This is a genomic window from Streptomyces hirsutus, assembly GCF_001418415.1.
GTDB classification, from domain to species: Bacteria; Actinomycetota; Actinomycetes; order Streptomycetales; family Streptomycetaceae; genus Streptomyces; species Streptomyces hirsutus.
Map to the genome: position 1 here is coordinate 1 of NZ_LIQT01000194.1, position 12904 is coordinate 12904.

Sequence of the window (12904 nt, forward strand, 5' to 3'; positions counted from 1 at the left end):
ACGAGGGTCAGGTCGCCGGCCTCGATCGCCGCGTCGGTGCCGGTGCCCATGGCCAGGCCCAGATCGGCGGTGGCGAGGGCGGCGGCGTCGTTGACGCCGTCACCGACCATGGCCACGGTCCGTCCCTCGTCCTGCAGTTGCCGCACGACGGCGGCCTTGTCCTCGGGCAGGACCTCGGCGATCACCCGGTCGATGCCGACGGCCCGGCCCACCGCCTCGGCGACGGTGCGGTGGTCGCCGGTGAGCAGGACGGGGGTGAGTCCGAGGGCGCGCAGGTCCCGGACGGCCTCCGCGCTGGTCTCCTTGACCGCGTCCGCGACGGCGAGGACCCCGCGCGCGGTTCCGTCCCAGCCGACCACGACGGCCGTGAGCCCGCCCTTCTCGGCCTCGTCGCGGGCCCGCTCCAGCTCCGGCGGCAGCCCGGGGCCCGCCTCGTCCGCCGGACCCCCGCCGAGCCGCCCCACGACCACCTCATGGCCGTCCACGCGCCCGCGAACGCCCCGCCCCGGGACGTTCTCGAAGCTCTCGGCCGAAGGCAGCTCCCCCGCCCGCTCCTCGGCGCCGGCGGCGATCGCGCGGGCGATCGGGTGCTCGGAGGCGTGCTCCAGGGCGCCGGCGAGCCGCAGCAGCTGCTTCTCGTCGGTGCCGTCGGCGGTGTGGACCCGCTGGAGGGTCATCCGGCCGGTGGTGACCGTGCCGGTCTTGTCGAGGACGACGGTGTCGACGCGGCGGGTGGACTCCAGGACCTCGGGGCCCTTGATGAGGATGCCGAGCTGCGCGCCGCGTCCGGTGCCCACCATGAGCGCGGTCGGGGTGGCCAGCCCGAGGGCGCACGGGCAGGCGATGATCAGCACCGCGACGGCCGCGGTGAAGGCGGCGGCGGTGTCGCCGGTGACGCCGAGCCACCCGCCGAAGGTGCCGGCGGCGATGAGGAGCACCACGGGGACGAAGACCCCGGAGATCCGGTCCGCCAGCCGCTGCACCTCGGCCTTGCCGTTCTGCGCGTCCTCCACGGCCCGTGCCATCCGCGCGAGCCGGGTGTCGGCACCGACCCGGGTGGCCTCCACGACGAGCCGGCCGCCCGCGTTGACCGTGGCACCGGTGACGGCGTCGCCGACGGTGACGTCCACCGGCACCGACTCGCCGGTCAGCATCGACGCGTCCACGGCGGAGGATCCCTCGACCACGGTCCCGTCGGTGGCGATCTTCTCCCCGGGGCGTACGACGAACCGGTCACCGGCCGCCAGCCGCTCCGCCGGGACGCGCACCTCGCGCACCCGGCCGCCCTCGTCACGGAGCACGGCGACGTCCTTGGCGCCCAGCTCCATCAGGGCGCGCAGGGCGGCGCCCGCGCGGCGCTTGGAGCGGGCCTCGAGGTAGCGGCCGAGGAGGATGAAGACGGTGACGCCGGCGGCGACCTCCAGGTAGATCGCGGAGGCGCCGTCGGTGCGGGCGACGGTCAGCTCGAAGGGGTGCCGCATCCCGGGCATGCCCGCGTCGCCGAGGAACAGCGCCCACAGGGACCAGCCGAACGCGGCGAGCGTGCCGACGGAGACCAGGGTGTCCATGGTGGCCGCGCCGTGCCGCAGGTTGGTCCAGGCGGCCCGGTGGAAGGGCAGCGCACCCCAGACGACGACGGGGGCGGCGAGGGTGAGCGAGAGCCACTGCCAGTGGTCGAACTGCAGGGGCGGGATCATCGCGAGCAGCACGACGGGAAGGGCGAGCACGGCGGAGACGGTCAGCCGGTCGCGCAGGGCGGTGAGCCCGGGGTCCGCCGACGCGGTGCCCGGCCCGTCCGGCCCGTCCGGTGCCGACTCCGGCGCGGAGGCGGGGGACGGCGGGGGCGCGGGTTCCTCGGCGGTGTAGCCGGTCTTCACCACGGTGGCGATGAGATCGGCGACCTCGGTGCCGGCGGGGTAGGCGATCCGGGCCTTCTCCGTCGCGTAGTTCACCGTGGCGGTCACGCCGTCCATGCGGTTGAGCTTCTTCTCGACGCGGGCCGCGCAGGAGGCGCAGGTCATCCCGCCGATGAGCAGCTCGACCTCGGAGGCGGGCGGGGCCTCCGAGGTCGTGGGGGCCGCCGGGGTACCCGGGCCCGCCGGGTCGGCGGGTATCGGTGCTCCGGTGGCGGTGGTGCTGTTCATGTCCGTACTCCAGGCAGGTCCGGGACTCCGGAGGGGTCGCGGTGTCCCCGGCGGGCTCGGGCGTGTCGTTCTGGCGCCAGGCCGAGCCGCCGTCGGTGTCAGGCGGGGCCGACGAGCTCGAAGCCGGCCTCGTCGACGGCGGCTCGGACGGCCTTCTCGTCGAGCGGGGCCGCGGAGACGACGGTGACCTCGCCGGTGGTGGCGACGGCCTTCACCGAGGCGACCCCGGGAAGCTCGGAGATCTCGCCGGAGACGGCGCCTTCGCAGTGGCCGCAGCTCATGCCGCTCACCTTGTAGACGGTGGTGACGGAGCCCTGGGTGTCGGTCCGGACGGTCATGTCGTTGCTCCTCGTCGAGGCGTATGGGGTCGAGGGGGCCACGGGGGCCGGGGCCTCCATGTCCAGACTATACCCCTAGGGGGTATGAATCCATGAGCGGCGGGTCGAGGTGGCGGAACAGGGCGTTCTTCGGTTCCTGGACATGGCCTCACGCTCGGCGTCCTCGTGGGCGAGGATCAGCTCCAGGCCGCCCTTGTGGATGCCCACGCGCATCCGGGACGTACGGGTGATCTCCTCGGTGCGGGCGTCGGGCGGGAACGGGGTGAACGGCGCCTCGACCCGGTCGATCAGGGCGGCGTGCAGGGCGGCGTGCAGGGCGGCGTGCAGGGCGGCGTGCTCCTGTGCCATGGCGCCGGGGGCGTCCGGACCGTTCCACGGTGCACCAGGGGACACCGCGGGATGACCGAAGTCAACGAGCCGCCACGCGTCGGAGGCTGGACCCGGTACGAAACCCAACCGGCCCGGACGACCGTGTGACCGGGCTGAGCGACGGGAGCGACGGGGCGACCGGCACGACTGGGCGACGGGAACGACCGGGCGACCGGAACGACCGAACGGCTGCGCCCCACCCGTGTGGTGGGGCGCAGCCGTTGTCCGTCGTGTGCGGGGCGGGGGTCAGGGGCGTGGGCGGTTGCCCGGCCGGGAGGCCACCCAGCGGCGTACCGTGTCCGCGTACCAGTACGGCTTACCGCTCTCCACATGGTCGGGCGGAGGCAGAAGGCCGTGCTTGCGGTACGAACGGACGGTGTCCGGCTGCACCTTGATGTGCGCCGCGATGTCCTTGTAGGACCACAGACTTCGGTCGGTCATGCGTCGTACCTCCCCGCGAGCACCACGGAGGCGGCCAGGGGTCGGCCGTCAGGGGGAGCCGGGTGCTGCGCTGGCGATCACCAGCGTTCTGCCCTGTGAACGACGCCCTACGGGGGCGGGGCGGCGTTGTGCGCCGGGCGTGACGGAAAGCCCGCGTACACGGGACATGTGTGACACGAGCGGGGTATTTGATACAGAAGTGAAGCAAAGGTGTGCGCCGGTTCATCGGCGGGTCGTGTTGACCCGCCCCGCCGGAACCGTCGATCCGCCCGGGTCGCCCCTCGGCCCGTGGGCCGTCCGGCGGTCGTAGGGGCACCGTCCGGCCGGGCGTCGGCCTGCCGCTCCTCCGGACGGTTCGCCTGTTCCGGGGACGTAAGGTCAAGATCTCGTCCTTATGTCTGGACAAAGCATTGACAGGGCTTCGCCGCACGGCTAGAACCGGGGGAGCCGTGTGGGACGACAACGACGAGGCGGTACTCGCCACGGGGGCCGTGACATGAACGAGGCCATGAGGAGCGGCAGGAGCGACGCCCTGTGCGACGTCCTCCACGACGACACGAACGGCGGCGCGAGTGACGCGACCGCCCTCTCTGCTCCGGGGCGCCGCTGAGGGCCCCGGTACCGATCGCCTCCGGCGCGGGCGGCCGCTTTGCTTTGGCAGGAGCGAAGTGCGTGCGACGACTCCCCGTCCGCTACGGCCCCGCGCCGGAGGTCTTCGTCCGTCACCGGTCACGGAAGAACGCCCCACGATGCCCTCGGCCGCCCCGCGTGCCGGACCGGAACGCCGGCACCCCCGCCCGACATGGGCGGTCCCGGGGCGTTCGCGGCGCGGTCGTGTACCACGGACGCGGTACACGGCGGCGGTCGCGTACGCCTGGAGGAGGTGGCGGGGTCGGTCCTCGGGCGGCATCGGGACCACAGATCGACCCCGTACCGTTGACGCATGGATCTTCGACTGCCCGGACTGCGACGGCCCACGTCATGGCGGCCCCGGCGGACCGTCGCCGCCGCGGCAGCCGCCGTCGTGCTCGCCGGGGCCGGCACCTGGACCGCCGTCGCCTCCGACGACCCGGCGCCCGCGGTGGACCGGGCCGACCGCGTCATGACGGTGGCCGACGGCGGTGACGGGAGCGACGAGGTGCGCATCGACACCTCGTACTTCACCGCCGGTCCGGCCGGCCGCCGCCCCGCCGTCCTGCTCGGGCACGGCTTCGGCGGCAGCAAGAACGACGTACGGCAGCAGGCCGAGGAACTCGCGCGCGAGGGGTACGCGGTGCTCACCTGGTCCGCGCGCAGCTTCGGCAAGTCCACCGGGAGGATCGGGCTGAACGACCCGGACGGCGAGGTCGCCGACGTCTCCCGGCTCATCGACTGGCTCGCCGAACAGCCCGAGGTCGAGCTGGACAAGGACGGCGACCCGCGCCTCGGCATGGCCGGCGCCTCCTACGGCGGCGCCATCGCGCTGCTCACCGCCGGGCACGACGACCGGGTGGACGCCATCGCCCCGGCCATCACCTACTTCGACCTCGCCGAAGCGCTGTTCCCGAACGGCGTGTTCAAGAAGCTGTGGGCGGGCATCTTCGTCAACTCCGGCGGCGGCTGCGAGAAGTTCGAGCCCGCGCTGTGCCGGATGTACGAGCGGGTCGCCGAGTCCGGCACCCCGGACGCCGAGGCCGTCGCGCTCCTGAAGGAGCGGTCCCCGTCCGCCGTCGCCGACCGCATCGACGTGCCGACCCTGCTGATGCAGGGCCAGTCCGACTCGCTGTTCCCGCTCGGCCACGCCGACGCGGCGGCGAAGGCGATCCGCGCGAACGGCGCCCCGGTCGACGTCGACTGGATCGCCGGCGGACACGACGGCGGGGAGCCGGAGGCGGACCGCGTCCGCGCCCGCACCCGGGCCTGGTTCGACCGGTACCTGAAGGGCGACAAGGGCGCCGACACCGGCCCCGCCTTCCGCGTCACCCGCACCGGAGGCGTCGACTCCACCGACGGGCGGGCCGTGCTGAGCGGCGCGAGCGCGGACCGCTACCCGGGCCTGACCGGCGGCGGGAAGGCCTTCCCGCTCACCGGACGCGAGCAGAGCTTCGCCAACCCGGCCGGCGCCAGTCCGCCCGCCGTCTCCGCGCTGCCCGGCCTCGGCGGTGCCGGCGGCCTCTCCCAACTGTCGTCCCTCGGCGTCGGCGTCTCCCTGGACTTCCCCGGCCAGTACGCCCGCTTCGAGTCCGCCCCGGTCACCGGCGACCTGCGGATCACCGGCTCGCCGACCGCCACCGTCCACGTGAAGTCGACCGGTGACGACGCCGTCCTCTTCGGCAAGGTGTACGACGTCGGCCCGGACGGACGACAGCAGGTACTGCCCTCCCAGCTGGTCGCGCCGATCCGGGTCGAGGACGCCAGGGCGGGCAAGGACGTCAACGTCACGTTCCCGGCCGTCGACCACGAGGTCCGGCAGGGCCACCGCCTGCGGCTCGTCCTCGCCTCCACCGACCTCGGCTACGCCTCCCCGGCCGCCCCGGCCACGTACACGGTCTCCCTGAAGAGCGACCTCACCGTGCCCACCGCGCCCGCGGTGGCCACCGCCGCGGCACCGCTGCCCTCCTGGGTGTGGTGGCTGCCGGCCGCCGGAGCGGTGATCGCCCTCGCCCTGGTGCTCACCGGCCGCCGCCGTACGGCGGCCACGCCCCCCGCCCCCGAACTCGCCGGCGTACCGCTGCAGATCACCGGCCTCAGCAAGCGCTACGCCCGGTCCGCCGACCGGTACGCCGTACGGGACCTGTCGTTCCGCGTCGAGAAGGGCCAGGTCCTCGGCCTGCTCGGGCCGAACGGCGCGGGCAAGACCACCACCCTGCGCATGCTGATGGGCCTGATCAAGCCCGACGGCGGCGAGATCCGCGTCTTCGGTCACGCCATCCGCCCCGGAGCGCCGGTGCTGTCCCGGGTCGGCGCCTTCGTCGAGGGCGCGGGCTTCCTCCCGCACCTGTCCGGCCGGGAGAACCTGGAACTGTACTGGCAGGCCACCGGCCGCCCGCCGGAGGACTCCCGCATGGAGGAGGCCCTGGAGATCGCGGGCCTCGGCGACGCCCTCGCCCGCGCGGTGCGCACCTACTCCCAGGGCATGCGCCAGCGCCTCGCCATCGCCCAGGCCATGCTCGGCCTGCCGGACCTGCTCATCCTGGACGAACCGACCAACGGCCTGGACCCGCCCCAGATCCGAGAGATGCGCGAGGTGATGATCCGGTACGCGGCCGCCGGACGCACGGTGATCGTCTCCAGCCATCTGCTCTCCGAGGTCGAGCAGTCCTGCACCCACCTCGTCGTCATGGACCGCGGACAACTGGTCCAGGCCGGGCCGGTGCACGAGATCGTCGGCTCCGGCGACACCCTGCTCGTCGGCACCGAGTCCCCCGTGGACGAGCCGCTCGCCGGGAAGGTCGCCGCCCTGCCGGGCGTCGCCTCGGCGGTCCCCACCGACGACGGGCTGCTGGTCCGCCTCGACGCCGACGGCACCGCCCCGCGCCTGGTCGCCGAACTGGTGCGGCTGGAAGTGCCGGTGGCGTCGGTCGGCCCGCACCGCCGCCTCGAAGACGCCTTCCTCACGATGATCGGAGGTCCCGCATGAGCGCGCTCGACGAACGGACCGAGCCCGCCGGGGCCACCGGCCCCGGACAGCCGGCGGGGCCGGCGGAGGTGGCCGACGGCTACCGCGCGGGCCGCACGCTGCCGCTGCGGGTCGAACTGGTCCGGCAGCTGAAGCGCCGCCGCACCCTCGTCATGGGCGCGATCCTCGCCGCCCTGCCCTTCGTGCTGGCCGTCGCCTTCGCCATCGGAGGCGAGCCGGAGGGCCGCGAGGGCCGGGTGACCCTGATGGACACGGCCACCGCGTCCGGCGCCAACTTCGCCGCCGTGAACCTGTTCGTCTCCGCCGGCTTCCTCCTCGTCATCCCCGTCGCCCTGTTCTGCGGGGACACGGTCGCCTCGGAGGCCGGCTGGTCCTCGCTGCGCTACCTCCTCGCCGCCCCGGTGCCGAGGATGCGGCTGCTGTGGTCCAAGCTCGTCGTCGGCCTGGGGCTCAGCCTCGCTGCGATGGTGCTGCTGCCGGTGGTCGCGCTCCTCGTCGGCACCGCCGCCTACGGCTGGGGCCCGCTGCAGATCCCCACCGGCGGCTCGCTCGACCCCGCGACGGCGGCCCAGCGGCTCGTGGTGGTCGTGGGCTACATCTTCGTGTCCCAGCTGGTCACCGCCGGACTCGCGTTCTGGCTGTCGACACGCACCGACGCCCCGCTGGGCGCGGTCGGCGGCGCGGTCGGCCTGACCATCGTCGGCAACGTCCTGGACGCGGTGACCGCCCTCGGCGACTGGCGTCACTTCCTGCCCGCGCACTGGCAGTTCGCCTGGGCCGACGCCGTCCAGCCGACCCCGCAGTGGTCCGGCATGATCCAGGGCACCGCGGTCTCGGTGACGTACGCCCTCGTGCTGTTCGCGCTGGCCTTCCGCGGCTTCGCCCGCAAGGACGTGGTGTCGTAACGAGAGGCCCCAGGTCCGGCTCAGGTCGACGGAGGGTCACCTACCGGTCTCGGCGGGCCCGTCCCGTGCCCGCTTCGAGACCCATCCGCAACGCCCCGTACCGCACGTTCCGCCCCGCTCCGGCGTCACAGTCGAGAAGTCGACGCCAACGGCAGCAGGGGGAACGGACGATGAAGCGGACGACGGACCGGACAGCGAACGGGACGAGGACGGCACGCGGGACGAGGACGACACGAAGGAAGGGCGCCCGGACGCGCCGGGGGACACGCCGTCTCCGCGCCGCCCTGGTCGCGCTCACGGCGGCGAGCGGACTGCTGCTCACCGCGTGCAACGGAGGCGGCCACGCCGGCAAGGCGTCTGACTCCTCGTACGAGGGCGGGGGCGGGCCCGGGGGAGGGACCGGAGGCGGCGGGAACAGCGATGCGGCCCCGCTCCCCGTGCCCGACGGCACCCGCGGCACCGACCGGCAGCGCGAGGGGGAGCAGGACGACCGGCGCGACGTCGCGCCCGACCCCGATTACCTCTCCACCTTCGCCCTCGACGTCGACACCGCCTCCTACGGCTACGCCCGCCGCACCCTCTCCGAGGGCCGGCTGCCCGACCCGTCGACGGTCCGGCCCGAGGAGTTCGTCAACAGCTTCCGGCAGGACTACGAACGCCCGGACGGCAACGGCTTCACGGTCACCGTCGACGGCGCCCGCACCGACGAGGACGACTGGTCCCTGGTCCGCGTGGGCCTCGCCACCCGGTCCGCCGGGCCGGACGAGGACCGTCCGCCCGCCGCCCTCACCTTCGTCGTCGACGTCTCCGGCTCCATGGACGAACCCGGCCGCCTCGACCTCGCCCGGGAATCCCTCGCCACCATGACGGACCGGCTGCGCGACGAGGACTCCGTGGCGATCGTCACCTTCAGCGACGAGGCCGAGACCGTCCTGCCGATGACCCGCCTCGACGGCAACCGGGACGAGATCCACGATGCCGTCGACGCCCTGGAGCCCGCGCAGTCCACCAACCTCGGCGCGGGCGTCGAGACCGGCTACGAGACCGCCGTCGAAGGACTGCGCGAGGGCGCCACCAACCGGGTCGTCCTGGTCTCCGACGCGCTCGCCAACACCGGCGACACCGACGCCGACACGATCCTCGAACGCATCGGGGAGTCCCGCCGCGAGCACGGCATCACCCTCTTCGGCGTCGGCGTCGGCAGCGACTACGGGGACGCCCTCATGGAACGCCTCGCCGACAAGGGCGACGGCCACACGGTGTACGTGTCCGACGAGGAGGAGGGCCGCGAGGTCTTCTGCGAGCAACTGCCCCGCAACATCGAACTGATGGCCAGGGACGCGAAGGCCCAGGTCGCCTTCGACCCCGCCACGGTCGCCGAGTTCCGCCTCGTCGGCTACGAGAACCGCCGGGTCGCCGACGAGGACTTCCGCGACGACGACGTCGACGGCGGCGAGGTCGGCCCCGGCCACACCGTCACCGCCCTGTACGTGGTGCGCACCCGGTCCGGCGCCCCCGACGGCCACCTCGCCACGGCCACCGTCCGCTGGCTCGACCCCGAGTCCCGCGCCCCGCGCGAGGAGAGCGGCGCCCTGGAGGCCGACGACCTCGGCGATTCCGTCTGGACCGGTGGCCGGGGCCTCGCCGTCACCGCGACCGCCGCCTACTTCGCCGACGCCCTGCGCCTGGACGGCCGCCGCCACCGTGCTCTGCCCGGCGCCCCCGGCCTCGGCGAACTCGCCGACCACGCGGCCGGCCTGGCGGACCGCACCGAGGACAGGGACCTCCACGACCTGGCCGAAGCGATCCGCACCGCCGACCGCCTGTCCTGAGGGGTCCGCTCGCCCTGAGGGGTCCGCTCGTCCTGAGGGGTCCGCTCGTCCTGAGGGTTCGCCCATTGACTCGTCATTACGCACGGGTAAGTTTACTTCTGAGTAAGTAAGCGGGGCAGCGCCAGTACGACCGCATCAGCCGCGACCGGGAGCCGTCATGGGTGTACGCAAGGATCTGAAACGCGCGAAACGACGTGCCGACCTGGCCGCCCGCACCAGAACCGGGACCACCAGGGACGAGCACGGCGTCGTACGCGAGGTCCGTACGGAACCCCTCGCCCCGCGGCCGGCCACCGGCAGCACCGCCGACATCCCGTTCACCAACGCGGCCGAGGCCCCGGACGAGGTCGTCCTGCGCCGCGAGCGGCACGGCAGCTGGCACCCGGTCACGGCGGCGGCCTTCGCCCAGGAGGTCACCGCCGTGGCCAAGGGCCTCGTCGCGGCCGGCCTCGAACCCGGCGACCGGGTCGCGGTGATGTCCCGCACCCGCTACGAATGGGCGGTGCTGGACTTCGCGATCTGGTCCGCCGGCGGCCGGAGCGTCCCGGTCTACCCCACCTCCTCCGCGGACCAGGTCGCATGGATCGTCCGCGACTCCGGCACCCGGTTCGTCGTCACGGAGACCCCGCAGAACACCGCCACCGTCACCACGGCCACCGCGGCTCTCCCCGAACCCCCGCGCACCTGGGAACTCGACGCGGACGCCCTCACGGCCCTCACCGCCCTCGGCCGGGACGTTTCCGACGAGGAGGTCACCGGACGCCGCACCGCCCTCACCCCCGACACCCCCGCGACGATCTGCTACACCTCCGGCACCACCGGGCGCCCCAAGGGCTGTGTCCTCACCCACGCCAACCTGCTCGCCGAGGCCGGCAACACCGTCGAACTCCTCCACCCCGTCTTCAAGGAGGTCACCGACCGGACCGCCTCGACGCTGCTGTTCCTCCCGCTCGCCCACATCCTCGGCCGCACCCTGCAGATCGCCTGCCTGATCGGCCGCATCGAGGTCGGCCACTGGCCGAGCATCAAACCCGCCGAACTGCGTCCCGCCCTCAAGCGGTTCCGCCCGACCTTCCTCGTCGGCGTCCCCTACCTCTTCGAGAAGATCCACGACACCGGCCGCGCCACCGCCGAGAAACTCGGACGCGGCGCGTCCTTCGAACGCGCCCACCGCGTCGCCGTCCGCTTCGGCGCGGCCCACCTCGACCGGTTCCTGGGCCGTGGCAAAGGGCCGGGCCCGCGCCTGTACGCCGCCTGGGCGCTGTACGACCTGCTGGTCTACCGCCGCGTCCGCAAGGAACTCGGCGGCCGGGTGCGCTACGCCATCAGCGGCGGCTCCCCGCTCGAGCGTGACCTCAACCTCTTCTTCTACGCGGCCGGAATCCTCGTCTACGAGGGCTACGGCCTCACCGAGACGACCGCCGCCGCCACTCTCGTCCCGCCGCTCGGCCCCCGCCCCGGCACGGTCGGCCCGCCGATTCCCGGCGCCGCCGTCCGTATCGCCGACGACGGCGAGGTCCTCGTCAAGGGCGGCATCGTCTTCGGGGCCTACCGCAACGACCCGGCCGCCACCGACGAGGCGCTCACCGACGGCTGGTTCGCCACCGGCGACCTCGGCTCCCTCGACGACGACGGCTATCTCACCATCACCGGCCGCAAGAAGGACGTCCTCGTCACCTCCGGCGGCAAGAACGTCTCCCCGGCCGTCCTGGAGGACCGCCTGCGCAGCCGCCCGCCCGTCGGCCAGTGCCTGGTCGTCGGCGACAACCGCCCCTACGTCGCCGCGCTCGTCACCCTCGACCCGGAGACGGTCGGCCACTGGCTCGCGGTGCGCGGGCTGCCCGCCGACACGCCCCTGTCCGAGGTGATCGCCGACCCCCGGATGCGCGCCGACGTCCAGAAGGCCGTCGACTACGCCAACGAGGCCGTCTCCCGCGCCGAGTCGATCCGCGCCTTCACCCTCGTCGAGGGCGAGTTCACCGAGGAGAACGGACTGCTCACCCCGTCCCTGAAGGTCAAACGCCGGGCGGCACAGACGGCGTACGCACAGGAGATCGAGAAGCTGTACTCCTGACGGGGCGGGCGGCCCGCGGAGGGGGCCAACCGGGTGAACCTGCGCAACCGTTTCCCGTACGTCGGGTTACTGAAGGAGTAGGGCACGCGACGCCACGAGAAAGGAACGCGCTGTGCTGCTCCGTCCGCGGTACACGGGTTTGTCCCGCAGGCCTTCCCGACTGTGAGTCGAGGGCGAACACGGGATCCGCTGCCGGCGCCGGGTCTGCCGCCGTCGGACCTCCGGGTGTTCTTCTCGACGCGTAGCACGCTGTGGCGTCCGACGCACCGGCCTCTCGGTTCCGCCATGGCCGACTTCGGACGTCGATCTCCGTGCCCGGGCCGGCTTTCCACCTCTTCAAGCAGGAAGACCACGACATTGCGACAGACTCTGAGCAGGGGAGCGTTCGCGGCGGCCGCCGCCACGGGCATTCTCTCGCTGTACGGCGCCCCCGCCCTCGCTGACACCTACGCGGAGGGAGCCGCCACGAACTCTCCCGGCGTGCTGTCCGGGAACAACGTCCAGGCGCCGATCGAGGTGCCGGTGAACGCGTGCGGCAACACCATCGGCGCGGCCTCCGCACTCAACCAGGCGTCCGGCAACACGTGCGTCAACGGCTCGCACCACGACGACATGTCCGAGCAGCGCGTGGCCACACCTTCGCACGGCGGCTCCGGCGGCGGTGGCGCGCACGCGGAGGGAGTCGCCAAGGACTCCCCCGGCGTGCTGTCCGGGAACAACGTCCAGGCACCGGTCCACGCGCCGGTGAACGCGTGCGGCAACACCGTCGACGTGGTCGGGGCGCTCAACGAGGCCTCCGGCAACACGTGCGTCAACGGCTCGCACCACGACGACAGGTCCGAGCAGAGCACCTCCAGCACCTCGCAGAGCCGCTCCGGCGGCGGGGGCGCGTACGCGGAGGGAGTCGCCGAAGGCTCTCCCGGCGTGCTGTCCGGGAACCTCATCCAGGTCCCGGTCCACACGCCGGTGAACGTGTGCGGCAACTCCATCGGTGTGCTCGGAGTGCTCAATTCCGCCTACGACAACGACTGCGGCAACGTCTACACGCCGGACGAGCCGCAGAAGCCCGGCTACGAGCCCGAGGAGGAGACCCCGTTGTCTCCGCCCGTCCGTACGCACACCCCGCCTCGCACGCCGGTGGACGTACACGCCGCCTCCGGCCACCGGCGTGCGAGGCGGGGT

Annotated in this window: 9 protein-coding genes and 1 pseudogene; 6 read left to right on the forward strand and 4 right to left on the reverse strand. The window is 73.4% G+C overall.

Going from position 1 to position 12904, the window contains the following annotated elements; all coding sequences use genetic code 11:
• From AOK11_RS15375 to AOK11_RS15390, 4 genes are all read right to left on the reverse strand, one after another.
• Positions 1–2144, reverse strand: a 2144-nt coding sequence (locus AOK11_RS15375; protein WP_079034861.1) for a heavy metal translocating P-type ATPase, incomplete at its 3' end; no start/stop codon positions are given.
• A gap of 98 nt (positions 2145–2242) precedes the next feature.
• Entirely contained in the window at positions 2243–2482 is a 240-nt protein-coding gene (locus AOK11_RS15380; RefSeq protein ID WP_055594279.1) for a heavy-metal-associated domain-containing protein, read from the reverse strand.
• 75 nt (positions 2483–2557) lie between these two features.
• Positions 2558–2830: a hypothetical protein gene (locus AOK11_RS15385; protein WP_055594280.1), complete on the reverse strand. Its 273-nt coding sequence runs from the start codon at positions 2828–2830 to the stop codon at positions 2558–2560.
• 267 nt (positions 2831–3097) lie between these two features.
• A complete protein-coding gene (locus AOK11_RS15390; RefSeq protein ID WP_055594281.1) occupies positions 3098–3292 on the reverse strand; it encodes a helix-turn-helix transcriptional regulator in 195 nt (64 codons plus the stop codon).
• Positions 3293–3895: 603 nt separating this feature from the next.
• Between AOK11_RS15390 and AOK11_RS44940 the strand changes: the two are divergent.
• The 6 genes and pseudogenes from AOK11_RS44940 to AOK11_RS15415 all read left to right on the forward strand — a co-directional run.
• Positions 3896–4042 (forward strand): annotated as a pseudogene (locus AOK11_RS44940) (5-deoxy-glucuronate isomerase); the annotation flags it as partial.
• Between the two features lie 193 nt (positions 4043–4235).
• On the forward strand, positions 4236–6911 hold the full coding sequence (locus AOK11_RS15395; RefSeq protein ID WP_055594282.1) for an alpha/beta fold hydrolase: 2676 nt from the start codon (positions 4236–4238) through the stop codon (positions 6909–6911).
• On the forward strand, positions 6908–7816 hold the full coding sequence (locus AOK11_RS15400) for an ABC transporter permease (RefSeq protein ID WP_055594283.1): 909 nt from the start codon (positions 6908–6910) through the stop codon (positions 7814–7816). The genes AOK11_RS15395 and AOK11_RS15400 overlap by 4 nt, the downstream gene beginning before the upstream one ends.
• A gap of 170 nt (positions 7817–7986) precedes the next feature.
• Positions 7987–9648, forward strand: a complete 1662-nt coding sequence (locus AOK11_RS15405; protein ID WP_079034862.1) for a vWA domain-containing protein — start codon at positions 7987–7989, stop codon at positions 9646–9648.
• Between the two features lie 157 nt (positions 9649–9805).
• Positions 9806–11722 (forward strand): AMP-dependent synthetase/ligase, encoded by a 1917-nt coding sequence (locus AOK11_RS15410; RefSeq protein WP_055594284.1) that lies wholly within the window; start codon positions 9806–9808, stop codon positions 11720–11722.
• A gap of 357 nt (positions 11723–12079) precedes the next feature.
• Positions 12080–12904 (forward strand): chaplin (locus AOK11_RS15415; RefSeq protein ID WP_055594285.1); only part of this gene is annotated, 825 nt, incomplete at its 3' end.